This is a genomic window from Mesorhizobium sp. M0898 (assembly GCF_040319695.1).
GTDB lineage: Bacteria > Pseudomonadota > Alphaproteobacteria > Rhizobiales > Rhizobiaceae > Mesorhizobium.
Window position 1 is genome coordinate 1 of record NZ_JAMYOE010000037.1, and the last position, 21,619, is coordinate 21,619.

The following is a 21,619-nucleotide window of genomic DNA, read 5'->3' on the forward strand; positions in this document are numbered from 1 at the left end:
TTGCAGACCATCGACAACCCGTTCGGCACGAGGTTGTCACCCATGTCTTAAGTACAATCTGTTACCCATGTCTCCGGGTTGGACAGGACGGATATGGCGGAGGGAGTGGGATTCGAACCCACGGTGGGCTTGCACCCACGCCGGTTTTCAAGACCGGTGCCTTAAACCGCTCGGCCATCCCTCCAAGGTGATTTTTCAATCACTTAGGATATCGCGAGAGGAGCGGGTTCGAGCTGTCGGTACCGGATTGGCACCAGGACGTTCCCCGACCGGTTCGCGCTCCATTCCTGTAAAGCCGCATTCAACGCCAAGTCAACCGTGGCGGCCGCACCTTTCGGCGCGATCCAGGGCGTTGAGCAGCGTCATGGCGAGCTGTGTTTGTGCTGAGTGTGGAAAATCGTTTTTAAAACCCGCACGGACTATTAATCGTTGAGCGCTGATATGTTGGGCGCGTTAGGCACATGTAAGTAAATCGTATTCTGGAGTTGATTTTGGCCGTACTTGGCGCTCTCCCGCCCGGTCTTCGCTGTAGACCAGTCCGCGAAACCGACTGGGAGGGAGTGGTTGATTGCCTGTGCAGGGGCTTTCCGGCGCGTAACCGGAGTTACTGGATACACGCTCTGACCCGCTTGTCGCAGCGGCCTGTGGTTGCCGAGTTCCCACAATATGGCTTTGCTTTGGAGCATGCCGGTCGGATCGTCGGCGTTGTGCTCACCCTTTATGCTCGCTATCACGGGTCGGAGAGCGAGGAAATTCGCTGCAATCTTTCAAGCTGGTCAGTCGATGCAGATTTCCGTCCCTATGGCGCCATGTTGGTTGCGGCGGTTCTCAAGCGGAAGGACGTGACCTACACGAACATTTCGCCTGCACAAGCGACATTGAAAGCCAACCGGGCGCTAGGCTTTCGGCTCTTCTCCAGCGGACAATTTACCTTCTTGCCGGCTTTAAGTTCGGCGCAGCGGTCATGTCGCGTGGTCGAAGTGCGTCCCGATCTTCCGGAATTGGCGATGCTGCCCGAGAGTGAGAGATACATACTCTCGGAACACGCCGCGCTGGGCTGCCTGTCGTTGATCTGCATTTGCGACGGAGCAGCGTTCCCCATGGTGTTGATGCCGCGCCGAATGTTGCACGGTGTTATTCGATGCCATCAGGTCATCTATTGCCGCTCGCTTGCGGATTTGAGCCGCTGCGCCGGCGCGATGGGGCGCTTTCTCTTGCGAAGCGGAATCCTGGTTTGCTTTGTCGACGCCAAGGAGCCGATTCCAGGCTTGGTGGGATGGTACCGCCCCAACAAGGGGCTGAAATACTTCAAAGGTCCCAGACCACCCGCACCTGGAGATCTGACGTTCACCGAACTTGTGATATTCGGTCCCTGAATCTGCGCTCGCAGCCACGCCAAGCCAGGGGCAAAGTGCGCCACGAATGGCGTTTCTGATCGATAAGCGATGATTTTCATGCCGATCAGCGAGGCGGTCCGTGCCACAATCTCGCCCGGTTCCGACCACAATCGGTTAATACGGTGATAAACAATTCCTGCGCACAAAAAGGATTGGGGTAGGGCGTCGCCGGCGTTTCTGGAGTGGGTGCTTTGGCATCGCTGACGTTCATGCTGCGGTGCCTTCGTCGATGCTATAGGGGACAATCAAAATATGCAGACCACGGCGCGCCCGCGTCTTCGTCGCGCTTCCGCTTTCGCGCTGTTGGCCTTGTCGGCAGCCTTTCTTGCAGCATGTGCCGGGCCGCAGCAAAGGGCGATGGTCAACAAGAAACCTCGCTCCAAGGAATATTTTTCCGAAGCCGAATACGGCGTGAAAGCCAGCCCGCGCGTCATGTTCAAGACGTCTCGCGGACGCGACCAGCTCGGCAAGCCCTATCAGGTGCGCGGCAAGTGGTATTATCCGAAGGAAGACAAACGTTACGCCAAGGTTGGCCTCGCATCCTGGTACGGTGAGGCCTTCCACGGCCGGTTGACGGCCAACGGCGAAGTCTACGACATGGCAGATCTGACGGCGGCGCATCCGACCATGCCGCTGCCGAGCTATGCGCGGGTCACCAACATGAAGACCGGCAGCTCGGTGATCGTGCGCGTCAACGACCGCGGGCCCTATCATGATGGACGCATCATCGATGTGTCGAAGCGCGCTGCTGAAATGCTCGATTATGCCAATGTCGGTACGGCCGAGGTGAAGGTCGAATATGTCGGCCGTGCGCCGCTCGAAGGCAATGACGGGCAGTATCTGGTGGCTTCGTATCGTCCAGGCAACAGGGCGCCGGATCCGTCGGACGGTCTGCCCAGCGGCGTCATGGTCGCGATGAATGGGCCGTCGCCAAGCCTGCCGGTGAGCGCTGCTGCCGTGCCGTTCCCCGGTCAGCTGACGAATTCCGGGCAGGGATCCGATGCACGGCCTGTCATGGCGGTGCAAGCATCTGCTTCGGGAGACATTGTACTGCCCGATTTCGGCCCGATCGTGCCGGAGCGTCCGGAGATAAACCTGCCGGCGCAATCGCCGTTCACCATGGCGTCGCTGTCTTACGCCGACGAGCGCGTGCAGCGCGCCTCCAACGCGTTTGCCGGGCTGGATCGCACCGGCATGTCGTCCGCCGAGCTTCTTCAATCGTGGAAGCGGCAAGCCCCTCCAGCCGGGTCGCCCACCGCCTATGTCGCGGCGGGTTCATTCGAGAATGCCGCCGAAGCGGAGCGTGTGGCTGCCCAGCTTTCCAGCTTCGGCAAGACCGAAATCCAGCGCTCGGAACTTGAAGGCAAGGACTGGTACTCGGTCAACCTCTTTGCCAACGGTCGTGGCAGCCTGGACGAGATGCTGCAGGCAGCGTGGTCGCATGGTGCGCCGGATGCGCTTGCGGTACGCAACTGAGTTCGGGGCTGCCTGGTTTTTTCGCGCGCGATTGATCCGCCAGGCAAAAGCCTGATAGCTTCTGCCAACTTGCAAAAGCGCCGGCTCACTGGTCGAACCTGATGAAATCTTTTCACCCTTTCACCGGGCTTGTGGCGCTCGGCCTGCTGCTGCTCTCGCTTGCGCAGGCCTCAGCTCAGCTTTTCGAGACCAAGGCCGCCCAGGCCTTCATGATCGATGCCGAAACCGGAACCGTGCTGTTTTCCAAGGACGCCGACAGGTTGATCCCGCCGGCCTCGCTGGCCAAGCTGATGACGATGGAAGTGGCTTTCGACGCCATCAAATCAGGGCGCATGACGCTCGATGACACCTTCGTGGTGAGCGAGAACGCCTGGCGCAAAGGCGGCGCTCCTTCGGGGACATCGACCATGTTCGCCAAGCTCAAGTCGACGATCCGGCTGGAAGACCTGATCCAGGGCGTGACCGTGCAGGCGGCCAATGACGGCTGTATCGTCATCGCTGAAGGGATGGCCGGGTCCGAAGCAAACTTCGCGGCGCAGATGACCGGGCGTGCCCGCCAGATCGGCTTGCAGAAATCGACTTTCGTCAATTCCACCGGTCTGCCGGCCGATGGGCAGCAAACGAGCGTTCGCGAACTCGCGCTTCTGGCGCTGCATATCTGGCGCAACTACCCGGACCTCTACCGCTATTACGGCCAGAAGGATTTTACCTGGAACAAGATTTCCCAGAGGAACCGCAATCCGCTACTGGCCATGGACATAGGCGCCGACGGGCTCGCGGTCGGTGCCAGCGAGCAATCCGGGTTCGGCATTGTCGGCTCGGTCAGCCACAACGGCACAAGGGTGATCGCGGCGATGAGCGGTCTGGCAAACGACCGTGAGCGGGCTGAGGAAGCGCGAAAGCTGCTCGACTGGGGCGTTCGCTCCTTCGAGAAGACTGAAGTATTCGCCAAGGACGAAGTGGTTGGCGAAGCCCAGGTCTTTGGCGGTGCCAAGTCCGGTGTCGCGTTAAAGGCAAAAGGACCGGTGCAGATCTTCCTGCCGATCACCAACCGCGACAAGCTCACCGCCAGGATCGTCTATGACGGACCGGTGGCAGCGCCGGTGGAGGAGGGGCAGCCGGTGGGTACGCTGCGCGTCTGGATCGGCGATACGCTGAGCCAGGAGACGCCGCTGTTTGCCGCCGAGTCGATCGGTGTCGGTTCGCTGCCGCGGCGCGCGCTCGACGCCGCCAAGGAACTGGCCGTCGGCTGGCTGCGTTAGCACCGTCGCGGTGGACCTTTTTTCCCGCCGGGACTATACGGTCCCCGAAGTATGGACAAAGGCTTTGGCGCGCGGATTTTTCATCACTTTTGAAGGCGGCGAAGGAGCAGGCAAGTCGACGCAGATCGAGCGGCTGGCAAAGAAGATGCGCGCCAAGAAATACGATGTGCTGGTGACACGTGAGCCGGGTGGCTCGCCGGGCGCGGAGGCGGTCAGGCATGTCCTGCTTTCAGGCGCAGCCGAGCCGTTCGGCCCCAAGATGGAAGCTCTGCTTTTCGCCGCTGCGCGTTCCGACCATGTCGAACAGGTCATCCGGCCGGCAGTCGAGCGCGGTTCGGTCGTACTTTGCGATCGTTTCATGGATTCCTCGCGCGTCTACCAGGGCGTCACCGGCGGCCTCGACCCGGCATTCATGGACGCATTGGAGAAGGTCGCCATCAACGGCATGGTGCCGGACATGACACTGATCTTCGACATCGACCCCGCCGAGGGCCTGAGGCGCGCTACCGCCCGGCGGGGCAGCAGTGACGGACCGGACCGCTTCGAGAAAGAAACATTGGCCATCCACCAACGCCGGCGCGAGGCGTTTCTCGCGATCGCCTCAGCTGAACCCGAACGCTGCGTTGTCGTCGATGCCTCAGCCGACCTAGATGCGGTGGAGGATGTCGTTACCGCCGCGGTCTTCGCGGCTCTCGAGAGGATGATGCCGGCGCAAAGAAGGCAGGCGGCGCCAGCATGATTTTCGAACGCATCGCGCCCGAACAGCACGACACGCTGGACGGGGTGCCCGAGCCATCCGAGACGCCGCGTCTTGTCGGTCACCTGCAGGCGGCCAACATGCTCGCCACCGCTTACCGCTCGGGAAAGCTGCCGCACGCACTGATCTTTGCCGGACCGGTTGGCATCGGCAAGGCGACGCTGGCCTTTCACCTGGCGCATCATCTGTTGAAGCACCCGGCCTTCGAGCAGGCGCCGGAAAGCCTTGCCGTTCCAGATCCGGCTTCGTCGCTGTTTCGACAGATCGCCACCGGCGCGCATCCTTCGGTGCTGCATCTTACACGCCCGGTGAACGACAAGACCAAGAGCTTCAAGACAGTGGTCACGGTCGACGAAATCCGCAAGGTCAGCCGTTTTCTGTCGCTGACGTCGCACGACGGCAGCTACCGGGTGGTTATCGTCGATCCCGCCGACGACATGAACACCAATGCTGCCAATGCCTTGCTGAAGAATCTTGAAGAGCCACCCGCGCGCACCTTATTCATCCTCATCGTCCATGCGCCGGGCAGTCTGCTACCGACGATCAGGTCGCGCTGCCAGATGGTGCGGTTGGCGCCGCTCGATGCCGAGAGCTTGATGACGGTTCTGGAGGGCATCGAGCCGCCGCCACCGGAGGATCCTGCGGCGCGCGCGGCGCTGGCGGAGCGCTCTGGGGGCAGCGCGCGCAATGCGATCCTGTTGACGCAGTATGGCGGGCTCGAAATCGCCGCCACCCTCGACGCTCTGGTGATGTCCAAGAAGTTAGATGTCGCGGGCGCCTACCGTCTTGCCGAGGCGGTCGCCGGCCGCGACCAGGCGATCCCGTTCGAGATATTCAATCGCCGCGCGCTTGATCTGCTGTCGGCCGGCGCCAGCCAGGCCGCGCTCGCCGGCGATCTCGCGCGAGCCAAAACGCTGTCGGATACTTGGCACGCGGCTTTGAACGCTATATCTGAAACCGAGACCTACAACCTCGACAAAAAGCAGCACGCCCTGACCATGATCGACCGCCTGAATTCTGCAATGCGAATGTGACGGCCGCTGGCGTGGCTTTTGAATCCCCTGAGTATTGATTCCCAATCAATCGCAGGAACTTCGAAGCCACCACATTGGCGTCGGATGGCAATTGCCGTTTCGATGCGATATCTCACCGCGACATCTTTCATTCAGACATTCATGACGGCTCATCCATGGCACGCGAAAAATACTACGTCACGACGCCGATTTTCTATCCGAACGGCAAGCCGCATATCGGCCATGCCTACAATGTCATCGCCAGCGACACGCTGGCCCGCTTCCAGCGGCTCGATGGCAAGGACGTCTTCTTCGTCTCGGGAACCGACGAGCACGGTTTGAAGATGCAGCAGACGGCGGACGCCGAAGGCCTGACGCCGAAAGCGCTTGCCGATCGCAACTCGGCGATCTTCCGCTCGATGCTCGAAGCGACCGGTTGCTCGAACGACGTTTTCATCCGCACCACCGAAGAGCGTCATTACAAGGCCTGCCAGGCGATCTGGACGCGCATGGCTGAGAATGGCGACATCTACCTCGACCGCTACAGTGGCTGGTATTCGGTGCGGCAGGAAGCCTATTTCGACGAGGCCGAAACCAAGGTCGGTGACGACGGCGTGCGCCGCGAACCGCTCGGCTCGCCTGTCGAATGGACCGAGGAAGAGAGCTATTTCTTCCGCCTTTCCGCCTATCAGGACAGACTGCTCGCGCTCTATGAGAACAGCCCCGAGTTCGTCGGACCGGCGGAGCGGCGCAATGAAATCATCAGCTTTGTCAAATCCGGCCTGAAGGATCTGTCGATCTCGCGCACCACATTCAAATGGGGCGTGCCGGTGCCCGGCGATGAGAAGCATGTGATGTATGTCTGGGTCGATGCCCTAACCAATTACATCACCGCCGCCGGTTATCCGGATCCGACCAATGAGAGATGGTCTTTCTGGCCGGCGAACGTCCACGTCATCGGCAAGGATATCATCCGCTTCCACGCGGTCTACTGGCCGGCATTCCTGATGTCGGCCGGCATCGAATTGCCGAAGCGCGTGTTTGCGCATGGTTTTCTGTTCAACCGTGGCGAGAAGATGTCGAAGTCGGTCGGCAATGTCGTCGACCCGTTCGCGATGATCGAGCACTACGGCCTCGACCAAGTGCGCTATTTCTTCATGCGCGAAGTGCCGTTCGGCCAGGACGGCAGCTACAGCCATGATGCAATCGTCAACCGCACCAATGCCGACCTCGCCAACGATCTCGGCAATCTGGCGCAGCGCTCGCTGTCCATGATCGCCAAGAACTGCGGCGGCGTGGTGCCTAAGCGCGGCGAATTGAGCAATGCCGACAAAGCGATCCTCGATCAGGCAGATACCGCCCTTGTCACGGCGCGCAGGACGATGGCCGACCAGGGCATCCACTTTGCTCTGGCGGCGATCTTTGGCGTGGTGGCCGAAGCCAACCGCTATTTCGCCGGGCAGGAGCCATGGGCACTGAAGAAGACCGATCCGGCGCGCATGGAAACGGTACTGTGGACGACCGCTGAGGTGATCCGGCGTGTCGGGTTGCTGTGCCAGCCCTTCATTCCGCAGTCGGCGGCAAAGCTGCTAGACCTTTTGGCGGTGCCGGCCGGCAGCCGTAATTTCGAGCATGTCGCGGAAGGCCATTCGCTGGTATCCGGTACGCCGCTGCCGGCGCCGGAACCGGTATTTCCACGCTATGTCGAGCAAACGGGTACAAGCGCCTGATGCTGGTCGACAGTCACTGCCATCTCGACTTTCCGGATTTCGCCGAAGAGCGGGCGGCCATCGTCGCCCGCGCCCTAGCGGCCGGCATCGGCCGAATGGTGACGATCTCGACGAGGGTGAAGCGATTTAACCAAGTGCTTGAGATTGCAGAGACTTTCGATGAGGTCTATTGCTCGGTCGGCACCCATCCGCATAATGCGGCCGAAGAGCTTGACGTCAGTGTCGATGATCTGGTGCGGCTCTCTGCTCATCGCAAAGTGGTGGCGATCGGCGAGGCCGGACTCGACTATTTCTACGATCATGCGCCGCGCGACGCACAGGCGCAGGGCTTTCGCACCCACATCGCCGCGGCGCGCGTGACCGGTCTGCCGCTGGTCATCCATTCGCGCGACGCCGACGACGACATGGCTAATATCCTCGAAGAAGAAACAGGGAAGGGCGCCTTCCCCTTCATCCTGCACTGTTTTTCGTCGGGACGCCGGCTGGCCGAGATCGGCGTGGCGCTCGGCGGGTACGTCTCGTTTTCCGGAATCCTGACCTTCAAGAACTCCGCCGAGCTGCGCGCCGTCGCCGCCGATGTGCCGCGCGACCGTCTGCTGGTCGAAACCGACGCGCCATACCTGGCGCCGATCCCGTTTCGCGGCAAGCGCAATGAGCCCGCCTATGTCGCGCATACAGCCAAGGTGCTGGCCGAGACGATCGGCGTCAGCGATGCCGAGATCGCTGACATCACCACGGATAACTTCATCCGGCTGTTCAGGAAAATGCCGCGCCCGAGCGCGACGGGCGCCTGACGCATGAGCGACCGGTTACGTCTTACCGTCCTCGGCTGCGGCTCATCGCCGGGCACGCCACGCATCACCGGCGACTGGGGCAATTGCGATCCAGCAAATCCCCGGAACCGGCGCACGCGCACCGCAGCGCTTGTCGAGCGGATCGCGGCGAATGGCGCCCGGACCACGGTCGTCATCGACACCGGCCCGGATTTCCGCGAGCAGATGCTGCTGGCATCCGTCAAGCGCATCGATGCGGTGGTCTATACACATCCGCATGCCGACCATATCCACGGCATCGACGATCTGCGCGGCTTCGTGCTCGAGCAGCGCCACCGGATCGACATCCATGCGGATCAGGCTACCATGCTGCGCCTACGCGAGGCGTTCCGCTACTGTTTCGAAACACCGCAAGGCAGTTCGTATCCGCCGATCGTCAACGCCCATATCATCGACCACCACAGGCCGGTGGTGATCGCAGGCGAGGGCGGCGCCCTCACCCTCGAACCGCTGCTGCAGCTCCATGGCGACATCACCTCGCTGGGTTTCCGCATCGGCGGGCTGGCCTATTGCCCTGACGTCAGCGACTTTCCGGAGGCGACCGCCAAGCGTTTGCGCGGGCTGGACATGCTGGTCATCGACGCGCTGCAATACACCGTCCATCCGAGCCATCTGTCGCTTGGCCAGGCGCTTGGCTGGATCGAAGGACTGGCGCCGAAGAACGCGGTGCTGACGCATATGCATGTTCCGCTCGACTACGCCACGGTAATGGCCGAGACGCCGGCCAACGTCGAGCCTGCTTATGACGGCATGACGATCGAAATCCCTTACGAATCAGCGTGAAGGGCGAGGTTTTTACGGCTGGGTTCGCGGGTTTGGATCTCGCGGAGTGCTATCTTCACGCCACATCCAATCGGCTACGCCAGTTCCATAATCTATCTTATGCGACTAAAGGCTATAGCATCCGTTGGCGGCGAGATTAGACCGTTCACTCTTAGACATTCGCAACAGCGCTGTGGAGGCAACGGGCATGCTAGGATTGCGAATCATGAAGACGCTTCCGCTGCTTGCAGGTCTTGCCCTCACCCTCGCCTGCGCGATCACCGACGCGCGAGCTCAGGATGTCAGTCGTGCGCCAGGCGAGAACGACCTGGCTTTCGCCAAACGTGTTGTTGGGTTCGCCGACAATGCTGATCCGCACACCACAGCCGTGAGCTGGAACGGCCTCCAGACACTCTTCGTCGATTATCAGACCGCCGAGGAATATCCGGAACGCCCGCTCGTCGCGCTGCAACGGCTAGCTGACAACAGATATCGCGCAATCCAGGTCACGATCGGTGAACAAGAGGGCGACACACCGGACATCGCGCTCGGCCTCGCCAACGCCGACCACGACCCGGCAAAGGAACTGATCGTGATACTTTCCTGGGCTCAGATGCACTACGATGTCGAAGGGACGCTCTACGAGGTTCGCATCTTCCATGGCCCCAAGCCAGGCCAGAAGGCGCTGACTCAATTGAAAGCGAGCCGGAAGTTCGATGCCACATGCGATTGCCATTGGCGCGACGGCGCAACGAAGCGCTTCCGCTTCAAGACGATCGCAGCGGTCAAGGCTGAACTGAAGCGCCTGGGCTATTAGCCGCCGGCGAGGGCTCGCTTCCCGGATGTTGCCTTCGCCACCTCGCCTATGCTGACCCGCAATCGTCACCAGCCCCAGCACAGGCACAGGTCGAGTCGCTCGTCAGAACTCCATATCACCGAAGTCCCCGCCATTGTCGGAGCTGGAATCGCCTGCCTGATCGGCTTCGTCCGGCTGCGGTGTCGGCTGTTCAGCTGCCTTCGCTTCGCTGCCGCCAAACACGCCGGCGATCGCGTTGCCGAGCAGCACGCCGCCCGCCACGGCCATCGCGGTCTGCGCGGCGCCGGCAAGAAAACCGCCGCCTGCCCGCTGTGGCGTGTCCTGCGGCCCTTCAGTTGCAACGGAGGCGGTGCGCCCTACCCGCGGAACCGAGCCTGAGCGCCTGCCGCCGCTGCGGCCGAAGAAGCCGCTGAGCGGTCCACCGCCGGCCGGCTGCCGCGCCTGCTCCTCCAGTTCTTCTATGCGCGCCTGAACTGCGTTCAGGGCCTGCTCCTGAACCACGATCGTCTGGGCCATGTAATATGGCGCCCCAGGCTGCTGGGTGATCTGGTCCTGAATGAAGCGCTCTGCTTCGGCATCGCGCGGCGGCGCCTGGCGCTCGGCGCTTGCCAACTTCTCGAAGAGCTGTCCGATCGCTTGCTGATCGTTTCTGTCCATGATGTCCAACTCCGGTCTTGGTTCAACGCCGGCTATTCGCGCTCGCCGGTGAAGTTCAACAGCAGTTGGAAGATGTTGATGAAGTTCAGATAGAGCGAGAATGCACCGAAGACAGCGAGTTTCTGCTGTGATTCCGCGCCGAAGTTTTCCGCATACTGCTCCTTGATCGTCTGGGTATCCCAGGCGGTGAGGCCGATGAAGACGGCGATGCCGATCACAGAGATCGCGAATTGGAGCGCGGTCGAGCCCAGGAAGATATTGATGATGCTGGCGATCACCACGCCGATCAGGCCCATGATCAGGAACGACGAAAACTGCGTCAGGTCGCGTTTGGTCGTGTACCCGTAAAGGCTGGTCGCGCCGAACATGGTGGCGGCGATGAAGAAGGTGCGTGCGATGCTGGTGCCGGTAAAGACCAGGAACACGGAAGCCAGCGACAGGCCCATGACCGCGCAGAATGCCCAGAACATCGCCTGGGCGCCGGCTGCCGACATCGCCTGCATCCGAAACGAGAACAAGAGCACAAAGGCCAGCGGGGCCAGCATCACCACCCATTTCAGCGGTGTGGAGAAGATCGGCACGTAAAGGGCGGGCGTGGAAGCCACCACGAACGCGATCACGCCCGTAACGACGAGGCCAAGGCCCATATAGTTATAGACGCGCAGCATGTGCCGGCGCAGGCCTTCATCGTAGACAGCTCCGGCTCGGGCTCCGGCCCCGATATATCCGAGATTGTTCATGTGGTTCTCCTTCTTGCAGGTCGATCAGTAAAGCGTTTTGGCGAGCGCTTCGGCCGTGCGATCGAGACCGCCGACATCGCTGCGTCCGACGACCGCGTAGGCGACCTCGCCGATCTGGAAATAAGCCGAGGAAACTTCGCCCGAGGGAACGACGGTCGGCTTGACGACGTCGAATGTTCCGGGCCTGATCGCGAACAACGAGACCAGCCCCATCTCTTTCGTCTCGACAGCCATCTCGATGCTCGGTCCGAATTGCGATGGATAGATCTGCACGTCACGGACCGTCCAGTCCGCTGGCAGCGATGGCATCACGATCGCCGTCGCGGCGCGGATTTCGTCGGCATTGTAGCCGGGTGCTTCGGGTTGCGACGACATCGCCTCACGCACGAGCGTCGTGCGGTGCGCCCGGACCGCGTCCTCCACATAGGCCGGCGGATGGGTCGAAGCGACGACTTCCGTCACCGATATCGGTCCGATGAGCCCGTTCGCAAGCCAGCCGGCAGCGACGAAGACAGCGACTGCCGCAGCTCGCTGCAAAGCACCAAGGACGCGGCCGCGCGCCAATCCCCGCTCCAGCCGCCGTGCAGCATCGGCCGTCGCGGGCCGCGCCATGCCTTTCGATCCGGCAAGCGCCACGCGCAATTCGTCACGCATCCGTAAGTCGGACATCACCCGCGCGGCCGCGTCCGGGCGGGCCGAAAGGAACGCTTCGACCTCGATGCGACGAGCCACATCCAGCTGATCGTCGACATAGGCGTCGAGATCGGCGTCGGTCACGGGATCGCGCAGTTGGTTCATGATCCACCTCCGACGATCTTCAGATGGCCTTTCGCGCGTGCCGGCACCGCGTCCTCCATCTCGCGCAGGGCCGCACGCGCCCTGCCGATGCGCGACATCAGTGTGCCAAGCGGCACGCCACTCACCTCAGCGGCCTGGCTGTAGCTAAGCCCCTCGATGGCGACGAGATGCAACGCCGAACGCTGCTCCTCCGGCAATTCGAAAAACGCTTCGCGCACCTGCGCCAGACGGACCGAATGTTCCTGCGGCGCCGGGACATTCGCCTCGGCGAGATAGCCGGCCTGTTCGATGCGCATTGCTTCGGATTTGCGGGACCGCAGACCGTCGATGAATGCATTATGGACGATCGACAGCAGCCATACGCGAAGATTTCCGCCGGAGCGGAAGCTGCCGCGTCGCTCATAGGCACGCACCAGCGCATCATGCACCAGATCCTCTGCATCGGCGCTGTCGCGCGTCAGCGAGCGTGCATAGCGGCGCAGCGAACCGAGCTGTCCCAGAATATCGAAGCGTGGCATCGGCCGTTTCATGTCCTGTTTACGGAGCAGGTCGGGATGTTAATCCCGCTCTCCCCGAAATTTTCTTACGGCTCGCCGCGTTCTCGTCCTGGGAGATATCGGGCCCGCTCTCGCCCGCCAGATAGTATCGGCCGCCTTCGAGGCAAACCGGCGCCGAGTTGGCGCATATGAAACTGCTGGCAAAGCACGGCCGGTTTGCGTATCACTCCGCCGCCAACGGAACCTTATCGATGTTCGAAAATCTCCAGCCCGCGCCTGCCGACAAGATCCTGGCCTTGATCGGCCTCTATCGCGCCGACCCGCGTCCCGACAAGGTCGATCTTGGGGTCGGCGTCTATAAGGATCGCGACGGCAAGACGCCGGTGATGCGCGCGGTGCGCGAAGCCGAAAAGCGGCTGCTGCAGGGCCAGGATACCAAGACCTATCTCGGCCTTGCCGGCGATACCGCCTTCAACGCGGCGATGGCCAGGTTGGTGTTCGGCCCAGCCGCCGACATGACGCGCATTCGTGCGGCGCAGGCGCCAGGCGGCTCCGGCGCGCTGCGGCTGGTAGCAGAGCTGCTGAAAAGGACCCGCACCGACGCGATGGTCTGGCTGTCGGATCCGACATGGCCGAACCACATGCCGGTGATGCGCGCCGCTGGCCTGCAGATACGCGAATATCCCTATTTCGACGCTGCTTCTGGTGCGGTTCGCTTCGACGACATGCTGAATGCATTGAGAACCGCGAATCCTGGCGACGTCGTATTGTTGCATGGCTGCTGCCATAACCCGACAGGCGCCAATCTAGACATCTCGCAATGGGCTGCCATTGCCGATCTTGTCGTTGAGCGCGGCCTGCTGCCCTTTGTCGACATCGCCTATCAGGGCTTTGGCGAGGGACTTGATGCGGATGCCGCCGGCTTGCGCCTTCTGGCGGCAAAAGTTCCGGAAATGGTCGTTGCCTCCAGCTGCTCGAAGAACTTTGCCGTCTATCGCGACCGAGTCGGTGCAGCGCTGATCATGGCGAAAGGTGGCGCGCAGGCGGATTTGGCGATGGGCCAGATGCTGTCGGCGGCGCGCGCCATGTATTCGATGCCGCCGGACCACGGCGCGGCGGCGGTGCGCATCGTGCTTGAAGACCCCGCATTGCGTTCCGACTGGGAGGCAGAGCTTGAAGAGATGCGGCTGCGCATGCTGCGGCTGCGCGTCCAGTTCGCCGAGGCGCTGCGGCGGCAGTCCAACTCCGACCGTTTCGATTTCGTCGCCAGCCATCGCGGCATGTTTTCCCGGCTTGGCCTGTCGGAGGCGCAAGTCGAGCGGCTGCGCGCCGAGCATGCCATCTATATGGTCGGCGACAGCCGCATCAACGTTGCCGGCCTGCCCGAGGACGGCATGGATGCGCTCGCCAAGGCGATAGTCTCCGTGCTCGACTGATGCTTTTGCTAACTAGGATCTTCCGGAAACCGGCTTCCACTTTCGTATCATGGTCTGGCGGCCCGTCTGTGGACAAGGCGCCCTCACCGGCTGAAGCCGTTGGCCGCACAGCCGTGTACAGGATAGCGTTTCCCAGATGAAACCCTCGAAAGACATTTCCCGACTGATCGAGATCATGGCAGCGCTGCGGGCGCCGGAAACCGGCTGCCCGTGGGATATCGAGCAGGACTTTTCGACAATCGCGCCGTACACGATCGAGGAAGCCTACGAAGTGGCGGACGCCATTGCGCGTGGCGATCTGGACGATCTGCGGGATGAACTCGGCGATCTCCTGCTGCAAGTGGTCTACCACGCGCAAATGGCCGAGGAGGCCGGCGAATTTTCATTCGGCGATGTGGTCCTGGCCATCACCACAAAAATGATCCGCCGCCACCCCCATGTCTTCGGCGACGACAAGGCGCGCAGCGCCGGCATGGCCAAGGGCATGTGGGAAAAGATCAAGGCAGAGGAAAAGGCGGAGAAGCGCAGTGCGCGCCTCGCCCGTGGGCTCGACCCGGAAGACCATGGCAAGGGCTTTCTCGACAGCGTGCCGGTCGCCCTGCCCGCGCTGACCCGGGCGCTCAAGCTGCAGGAAAAGGCCGCCCGCGTCGGCTTCGACTGGAGCGAGGCGGCGCCGATCCTCGACAAGATCGAGGAGGAGATCGGCGAACTACGCGAGGCGCTGGCCAAAGGCGACACTGCGCCGATCAAGGACGAGTTCGGCGACATGCTGTTTGCGGTCGTCAATCTCGGCCGGCACCTCAAAATTGATTCCGAAGCGGCACTCAGCGGCACCAACGAAAAATTCCGGTCGCGCTTCCACTATGTCGAGCGGACGCTGCAAGCGTCGGGAAACAGCCTGGAAGAGGCGACACTGGACGAGATGGAAGCGCTCTGGCAGCAGGCAAAAAGCGCGAAGTAACCGCCTCTACCCGTTGTTTTGACGGCGCAATCGGCTTTCGATCTCCTGCCGAGCGCTGTGTGTAGCCTTGAGCGCGACGGTTACGCTGCCATCCTCATTGTCGTCGCGCGAGATGATGTCGCCGTTGCGGTAAAGCCAGTCGACGACGCCGAGTTGGTCGGGCTTGAGTGTGACGGTGAAGGTCTCCAGTTCGCCCGACATCATCGTCTCGATGATCGCCTTCAGCGCATCGATGCCCTCGCCGGTTACCGCCGATATGGCGATCGGCGGTGCCTTCTTGCCGTCAGCACCATCGGCAAGCAGCCGCGCCCGGTTGCCCTCGTCGAGCCGGTCGATCTTGTTCCATACTTCGATGACGCGCTTGCTATCGCGGGCATCGACGCCGAGATCGGCAAGGATGCGCTCGACATCTTCGGCCTGCGCGGCCGTATCGGGATCGGAGATGTCGCGCAGATGAATGACGAGGTCTGCCTCGACCACTTCCTCCAGCGTCGCCCTGAAGGCCGCGACCAGATGCGTTGGCAGGTCGGAAATGAAGCCGACCGTATCGGAAAGGATGATCGGCGTGCCGTGCGGCAGACGCACGCGGCGCAGCGTCGGGTCGAGCGTGGCAAACAGCATGTCTTCGGCCAGCACCCCTGCTCCGGTCAGCCGGTTGAACAGAGTCGACTTGCCGGCATTGGTGTAGCCGACGATCGCCACTACCGGAAATGGCACCTTCTTGCGCTTGGCGCGGTGCAGGTCGCGGGTGCGGCGCACAGTTTCGAGCTCGTGCTTCAGCTTGGTGATCTTGTCCTGCAGCACACGCCGATCCGACTCGATCTGGGTCTCGCCAGGGCCGCCGAGAAAGCCGGCGCCGCCACGCTGGCGCTCGAGGTGGGTCCAGCTCCGCACAAGGCGGCCTTTCTGGTAGTTGAGATGGGCAAGATCGACCTGCAGCGTGCCTTCCTTGGTGCGGGCGCGCTCGCCGAAAATCTCCAGGATCAGCCCGGTGCGGTCGAGCACCTTGGCGTTCAACTCTTTTTCGAGGTTGCGCTGCTGTACCGGGGTCAGCGGATGATCGACAATGACCACTTCCGCGTGGCCCTCTTTGACGATCTCAGCGAACTCCGCCACCTTGCCGCTGCCGAGCAAGGTCGCCGGGCGTGGATCGTTGACGGTCACCACCGCCGTGTGGACCAGGTCGAGGTCGATGGCGCTGGCGAGGCCGACGGCCTCGTCGCGACGAGCCTCGGCGGAACGGGTCAGGCGGGGGCGGTTGGTGTCGTCGTCGCCACGCGGCTGCCGGGTAAGCACCGGCACGATTACCACCGCCCGGGTCGGGCCGTTGGCCTCTTTCCCGGTCTGATGTGCTGGTTTTCCGCGAACGCGGCGGTCCGCGTCTTTCTCACGTGCCAATCAGGCGCCCTGGCTTTCCTCACCATCGAACATCTGAACCGGCTGGCTCGGCATGATCGTGGAAATAGCGTGCTTGTAGACAAGCTGGGAATGGCCGTCGCGACGCAGCAGAACGCAGAAATTGTCGAACGAAGTGACCACGCCGGTCAGCTTCACGCCGTTGATGAGAAAGATGGTGAGTGGATTTTTGCTCTTGCGAACTGAATTCAGGAACAGGTCCTGAAGATTTTGCGATCGTTCCGCCATTGTTCTTGTCTTTCGCCGATCCCCTTCGGTTTGCAGGCCAATGCGCCAAATTAGCCGGCACATGTCAAGCACGCAAACACCATCTTGCCGTCAGTAACGACAAGCAGAACGAGATATATTGATGTTCATTCCATCTGTGCGGTTATCAGGCTGGACTTTTTTCCGCAACGTCAAAAAAGGCCTGCCGTAATGAAACTGTTATCGAGCCCGGGTGGCCGTTGGCGACGGGAGCGCCATCGATCGCCACCACCGGCATGGCAATCGTGGTCGCGGAGCTGATGAAAACCTCGCGCGCGGCCTTGGCTTCGGCCACCGAAAAACCGCGCTCCTCGATCTTCAGGCCGAGCTTGGCGGCCACGTCGAACAGCGTCGTACGGGTGATGCCGCGCAGGATGCCGTGCTCGGCCGGCCGCGTCACCAGCACGCCATCCCCGGTGATGATCCAGGCGTTCGACGATCCACCTTCCTTGACGGTGCCGTCGACATCGACGAACCAGGCCTCCTGAGCGCCGGCTTCCTTGGCTTTCTGCTTGGCCAGCACGTTCGGCAGCAGGCCGACCGACTTGATATCGACCCGATCCCACCGGTTCTCCGGCACTGTGATAACCCGGATCCCGCTCTCGGCCCGCTTCGCGGCAGCTGCAGGATCGGCTTTTTTGGCAGTCACCACCAGCGACGGCTTCGTCTCCGCCGGCGGGAAGAAAAACTCGCGGCTGGCGACGCCGCGTGTCACCTGGACATAGACCAGGCCGTCGACGACATGGTTGCGGCGCACCACCTCGCGCATGACGAGCGGCAGCACGCCGCGCGTGATCGGCCAATCGATCGAGAGTTCGGCAAGTGAGCGGTTCAATCGGGCGAGATGGCGGGGCATGTCGACGATGAAGCCTCGTGCCACCTCGCAGACCTCGTAGACGCCGTCGGCGAATTGATAGCCACGGTCCTCGATATGCACGGAAGCTTCGGCGTGAGCGACGTAGCGCCCGTTCACATACGCAATGCGCGGCATGGCTAACCCCTGAAAGAAGTCGAGCTTTCTTATGCGATTCCAAGACCGCCGTAACCGATAATTGCGTGGGCCACGACTGGTTTGGCTGTCAGACGCCCAGCGACTTCAGCTTGCGGTGCAATGCAGAGCGTTCCATGCCGATAAACTCTGCCGTCTTCGAGATATTGCCGCCAAAACGGTTGATCTGGGCGATCAGATAGTCCTTCTCGAATTGTTCGCGCGCTTCCCGCAGCGGCAGCGCCATTATGTGCTGATCGGATTTGTTTGGAGTGCGCGGCATGACGTCGCCGATCTCGGCAGGCAGGAGATCGGCGGTGATCGGCGCATCGACATCGTCGCCGCGCGCCAGGATCATCAGCCGCTCGACATTGTTGCGCAACTGGCGAACGTTGCCCGGCCAGTTATGCGCCTGCAGCACCGCCAGCGCGTCGTCGCCGATGCGGCGCGGCTTGATGCCGGCCTGGCGAGCGATCTGCTTCATGAAATTGTCGACCAGATAAGGAATGTCCTCGCGACGCTCGGCCAGTCCCGGCACCATGACCGGAACCACGGCCAGGCGATGATAAAGGTCCTCACGGAAACGGCCGTCGGCGATCATGGCTTCCAGGTTCTGCGAGGTCGACGAGACGATGCGCACGTCGACCTTGACCCGCTTGGTGCCCCCTACCCGCTCGAACTGCTGTTCGACCAGCACGCGCAGGATCTTGTTTTGCGTCTCACGCGGCATGTCGGCCACTTCATCGATGTAGAGAATGCCGCGATGGGCTTCCTCCAGCGCGCCGACCTTGCGTTCGACGCCGTTCGATTCGGTGCCGAACAACTCGATCTCCATACGCTCAGGCGTGATGTTGGCGGCGCTCAGCGTCACAAACGGTGCACTCTTGCGCGCCGACAGTGCGTGGATGGCGCGCGCCGCCAGTTCCTTGCCCGAGCCGGAGGGGCCGATAATCATGACGCGGCTGTTGGTCGGCGCGACGCGCTCGATGGTCTGGCGCAATTGGCTCATTGCCGACGACATGCCGATGAGGTCGAAAGTCTCGCCGCTGCGCAGCTTGAGATCCGAAACCTCGCGTCTCAATTTGGAGGTTTCGAGCGCCCGTTCGGCAATGAGGATCAGCCTGTCGGCCTTGAATGGCTTTTCGATGAAATCATAGGCGCCGCGGCGGATGGCCGAGACTGCCGTTTCGATGTTGCCGTGGCCCGAGATCATTACCACCGGCAGGTTCGGGTGCATCGTCTTGATCTCGTCCAGCAAGGCCAGGCCATCGAGCCGCGAGCCCTGCAGCCAGATGTCGAGGAAGATCAGCCTGGGTGCCCGGTCGGCGACCGCCGCCAGCGCGCTGTCGGCATCAAACGCCGTGCGTGTTTCGTGACCTTCGTCGCTCAGGATACCGGCGACGAGTTCGCGGATGTCTTCCTCGTCATCGACGATGAGAATATCAGACGCCATTACCGACCTTTTCAGTTTCTTTTTCGTGTTCCGTCTTGCCCTCGCCGCGTACCGGAACGGTGGCGGCAACCGGCAGGATGATGCTGATCATTGCACCCCGCCCATCGTGGAAGTCCGCTGGTGCATCGTGCAATTCGAGTCGCCCGCCATGGTCCTCCACGATCTTCTTGACGATAGCGAGGCCAAGCCCGGTGCCTTTCTCGCGTGTCGTCATGTAAGGCTCGAGCAAGCGCTGCCGGTTCTCGCGCGGCAAGCCCCTGCCGTTGTCGATGACGTCGATTCGAATCGCGCCATTCTGACGCCCGGCTTGAATCCGGATTATGCCGTGCGGACGATCCTCTGCATCAAGTCCGTCGATGGCTTCGGCAGCATTCTTGATGACGTTGCCGAAAGCCTGCGCCATCAGCCGGCTGTCGAACGTGCCTTTGAGCGGCTCATTGCCGAAGACGCGCTCGAAGGTGATGTCGGCCCGGCTCACTTCGACCAGGAACGAGGCTTCGCGCAACGAATCGCGCAGATCGATGGCCTTCATTTCCGGTTTCGGCATGCGGGCGAACGCCGAGAACTCGTCGACCATGCGGCCGATGTCCTCCACTTGCCGGATGATGGTGTCGGTGCATTGATCGAAAACCTCACGGTCCTCGGTGATGACTTTGCCGTAACGCCGCTTGATACGCTCGGCCGAAAGCTGGATCGGCGTCAGTGGATTCTTGATCTCGTGGGCGATGCGTCGCGCCACGTCGGCCCATGCGGAGGAACGCTGTGCCTGGACCAGATCGGTAATGTCATCGACTGTAACGACGTAGGATTTATCCTCCGAACCGTCGTCGCCGGCTTCGATCGTGATCTGTACGTTGAAGGTCCGTTCAGTGCCGGCACGATAGAAGGTGACCTGTTCGCGATAGACCGGCTTGCCCGACTTGCGGCCGATCTCGAAGACGCGGCCGACATGCGGCAGCACGGCCGAAAGGTTCTGCCCAAGCGCTGCCGTGGCGGATATGGCCAGCATCGTTTCCGCCGAACGGTTGACGATGGTGACGATGCCATATGGATCGACGCCGATGACCCCGGCGGTGACGCCGGCAAGCACCGCCTCCGAAAAGCGCCGCCGCTCGTCGATCAAATCCTTGGCCGACAGGATCTCGTTGCGCTGCGATTTCAGCTCCATCAGCATCTTGTTGAAGGTGTCGCCGAGCGAGGCGACGTCACCGTCGGAGGGGCGGACAGGCACGGCCACGTCGAGATTGCCGGTAGCGACCTCGTCGGCCGCGCCGATGAGCTGACGAATCGGCCGCACCAGGCGGTCGGCCACCGCAATGCCGGTCCAGATGGCGGACAGGATGATGATCAGCGTCAGCGACAGATAGGGAAGCGCGAAAGCCACTTGCGAGGTGCGGCGATTGTCTTCGAGACCGCGATATTCGGCGGTGTTGGACTTGACGATCTGCCGCGCCTTTATCACCTCGGGATCGACGAGGCGAATGGTGTAGAGATAGAGGCCGTCGATCTCGCGCAGCTTGACGATGGCACCCATGATGTTGCGGGTGCGCGGCTCTATCAGCACCGGCTTGCCGTCGGCAGCGCTTGCCACGGCGCCCTCAGGCGGCTCCGGCATGGCAAAGTCCGCGTCGGTCTTGGCGCTCATAACGAAGGAACCATCGGGCTTGATGAGTGCTGCGTGCGCCAGCGAGCGTCCCACCGCCTCCTTGTTCATGAGGTCGAGAAAACCGGTACGATCGAGGCCGTAAAGCGTGCGCGAAGCGTCGAGGTCGTAAGCCATCGACAACGTCGTGCCCTGAAGATTTCGGGCGTTTTCCTGCACATAGGCGTCAGCGATCGACAATGACGAATTGACGATCGTCTTGGTGCGGATCTCGAACCAGCGGTCGAGGCCGATGTCGAGCGTGATCGACGCGATGATCGCCACCATGATCGCGGGGATGGCGGCGACTAGCGCAAACATCGCCACTATGCGCACATGCAGGCGCGACGCAGCCTTGCCGTGCCGGCGTGCCATCAGGATGCGATGCACCTCGCGGCCGACCAGCAAGATCAGAAACAGGACGAACGCCGCATTAAGCGCAATCAGCGCCAGCGTCGTCCTCGCGTCGGGCGTGATCGGCGTCGCGCCGACCAGAATGGCGAAGGAGATCGCCGCCGTCACCAGCGCACCGGCAACGGCGATCACGCCCGGCAGCGCAAGCAGCCGGCGACCGTCTCGCGCGCCGGTATTGCTGAAAAGCGATTTGCTCAGTGTCGGTGCGTGCAGGGCCATGTCGCCGTCTAGAGCCAGTGATTGCGTCGGATGTATGCAACGCATTGTGGCGATTATGCAACAAGTGTGGCCGAGACGGAAATCTTTCGGCAATCGATCCCCTGG

At 62.0% G+C, this 21,619-nt stretch carries 20 protein-coding genes and 1 tRNA gene; 11 read left to right on the forward strand and 10 right to left on the reverse strand.

Annotated elements, in window-relative coordinates:
- Positions 1-94: 94 nt before the first annotated feature.
- Positions 95-184: transfer RNA gene (locus NKH90_RS27075), tRNA-Ser, on the reverse strand.
- Between the two features lie 460 nt (positions 185-644).
- Between NKH90_RS27075 and NKH90_RS27080 the strand changes: the two genes are divergently transcribed.
- From NKH90_RS27080 to NKH90_RS27120, 9 genes are all read left to right on the forward strand, one after another.
- On the forward strand, positions 645-1,376 hold the full coding sequence (locus tag NKH90_RS27080) for a hypothetical protein (protein ID WP_352766616.1): 732 nt from the start codon (positions 645-647) through the stop codon (positions 1,374-1,376).
- Between the two features lie 273 nt (positions 1,377-1,649).
- Positions 1,650-2,873: a septal ring lytic transglycosylase RlpA family protein gene (locus NKH90_RS27085; protein ID WP_352822133.1), complete on the forward strand. Its 1,224-nt coding sequence runs from the start codon at positions 1,650-1,652 to the stop codon at positions 2,871-2,873.
- 101 nt (positions 2,874-2,974) lie between these two features.
- Positions 2,975-4,135, forward strand: coding sequence for a D-alanyl-D-alanine carboxypeptidase family protein (locus NKH90_RS27090; RefSeq protein ID WP_352822136.1), 1,161 nt, complete (start codon positions 2,975-2,977; stop codon positions 4,133-4,135).
- 64 nt (positions 4,136-4,199) lie between these two features.
- The gene (gene tmk, locus NKH90_RS27095) at positions 4,200-4,874 is read left to right on the forward strand and encodes a dTMP kinase (protein WP_352448921.1); all 675 of its coding nucleotides are present in this window, start codon (positions 4,200-4,202) and stop codon (positions 4,872-4,874) included.
- Positions 4,871-5,926 (forward strand): DNA polymerase III subunit delta', encoded by a 1,056-nt coding sequence (locus NKH90_RS27100; protein WP_352822139.1) that lies wholly within the window; start codon positions 4,871-4,873, stop codon positions 5,924-5,926. The genes tmk and NKH90_RS27100 overlap by 4 nt, the downstream gene beginning before the upstream one ends.
- Before the next feature lie 122 nt (positions 5,927-6,048).
- Entirely contained in the window at positions 6,049-7,635 is a 1,587-nt protein-coding gene (gene metG, locus NKH90_RS27105) for a methionine--tRNA ligase (protein WP_352542029.1), read from the forward strand.
- Positions 7,635-8,429, forward strand: coding sequence for a TatD family hydrolase (locus tag NKH90_RS27110; RefSeq protein WP_352542014.1), 795 nt, complete (start codon positions 7,635-7,637; stop codon positions 8,427-8,429). The genes metG and NKH90_RS27110 overlap by 1 nt, the downstream gene beginning before the upstream one ends.
- A gap of 3 nt (positions 8,430-8,432) precedes the next feature.
- Positions 8,433-9,251 carry an MBL fold metallo-hydrolase gene (locus NKH90_RS27115; protein WP_352542013.1) on the forward strand — a complete coding sequence of 273 codons (819 nt, stop codon included), beginning with the start codon at positions 8,433-8,435 and terminating at the stop codon, positions 9,249-9,251.
- A gap of 205 nt (positions 9,252-9,456) precedes the next feature.
- Complete coding sequence (locus NKH90_RS27120) at positions 9,457-10,047, forward strand: hypothetical protein (RefSeq protein WP_352822140.1); 591 nt, start codon at positions 9,457-9,459, stop codon at positions 10,045-10,047.
- 102 nt (positions 10,048-10,149) lie between these two features.
- Here the strand turns inward: NKH90_RS27120 and NKH90_RS27125 are convergent, their stop codons facing one another.
- From NKH90_RS27125 to NKH90_RS27140, 4 genes are read right to left on the reverse strand one after another with little or no spacing between them, the layout of a single operon-like run.
- Complete coding sequence (locus NKH90_RS27125) at positions 10,150-10,704, reverse strand: DUF2076 domain-containing protein (RefSeq protein WP_352822142.1); 555 nt, start codon at positions 10,702-10,704, stop codon at positions 10,150-10,152.
- 32 nt (positions 10,705-10,736) lie between these two features.
- The gene (locus NKH90_RS27130; RefSeq protein ID WP_352682715.1) at positions 10,737-11,444 is read right to left on the reverse strand and encodes a Bax inhibitor-1/YccA family protein; all 708 of its coding nucleotides are present in this window, start codon (positions 11,442-11,444) and stop codon (positions 10,737-10,739) included.
- A 24-nt stretch (positions 11,445-11,468) separates the two neighbouring features.
- Entirely contained in the window at positions 11,469-12,242 is a 774-nt protein-coding gene (locus NKH90_RS27135; protein ID WP_352577854.1) for an anti-sigma factor family protein, read from the reverse strand.
- Entirely contained in the window at positions 12,239-12,772 is a 534-nt protein-coding gene (locus tag NKH90_RS27140; RefSeq protein WP_502896504.1) for a sigma-70 family RNA polymerase sigma factor, read from the reverse strand. Before NKH90_RS27140 ends, NKH90_RS27135 begins: the two co-directional genes overlap by 4 nt.
- 218 nt (positions 12,773-12,990) lie before the next feature.
- Here NKH90_RS27140 and NKH90_RS27145 point away from each other — a divergent pair, with 218 nt between their 5' ends.
- Complete coding sequence (locus tag NKH90_RS27145) at positions 12,991-14,175, forward strand: amino acid aminotransferase (protein ID WP_352682713.1); 1,185 nt, start codon at positions 12,991-12,993, stop codon at positions 14,173-14,175.
- A 136-nt stretch (positions 14,176-14,311) separates the two neighbouring features.
- The gene (gene mazG / locus NKH90_RS27150; RefSeq protein WP_352471848.1) at positions 14,312-15,136 is read left to right on the forward strand and encodes a nucleoside triphosphate pyrophosphohydrolase; all 825 of its coding nucleotides are present in this window, start codon (positions 14,312-14,314) and stop codon (positions 15,134-15,136) included.
- Positions 15,137-15,142: 6 nt separating this feature from the next.
- On the opposite strand, the gene hflX is transcribed toward mazG, so the two are convergent.
- From hflX to NKH90_RS27175, 5 genes are all read right to left on the reverse strand, one after another.
- On the reverse strand, positions 15,143-16,534 hold the full coding sequence (hflX, locus tag NKH90_RS27155) for a GTPase HflX (protein WP_352822146.1): 1,392 nt from the start codon (positions 16,532-16,534) through the stop codon (positions 15,143-15,145).
- Positions 16,535-16,780, reverse strand: coding sequence for an RNA chaperone Hfq (hfq, locus tag NKH90_RS27160; protein WP_006202172.1), 246 nt, complete (start codon positions 16,778-16,780; stop codon positions 16,535-16,537).
- A gap of 145 nt (positions 16,781-16,925) precedes the next feature.
- The gene (locus NKH90_RS27165; protein ID WP_352448933.1) at positions 16,926-17,789 is read right to left on the reverse strand and encodes a D-amino-acid transaminase; all 864 of its coding nucleotides are present in this window, start codon (positions 17,787-17,789) and stop codon (positions 16,926-16,928) included.
- 88 nt (positions 17,790-17,877) lie between these two features.
- Positions 17,878-19,239 carry a nitrogen assimilation response regulator NtrX gene (gene ntrX, locus NKH90_RS27170; RefSeq protein ID WP_352471845.1) on the reverse strand — a complete coding sequence of 454 codons (1,362 nt, stop codon included), beginning with the start codon at positions 19,237-19,239 and terminating at the stop codon, positions 17,878-17,880.
- Entirely contained in the window at positions 19,229-21,514 is a 2,286-nt protein-coding gene (locus tag NKH90_RS27175; protein WP_352502927.1) for a sensor histidine kinase NtrY-like, read from the reverse strand. Before NKH90_RS27175 ends, ntrX begins: the two co-directional genes overlap by 11 nt.
- Positions 21,515-21,619 lie beyond the last annotated feature (105 nt).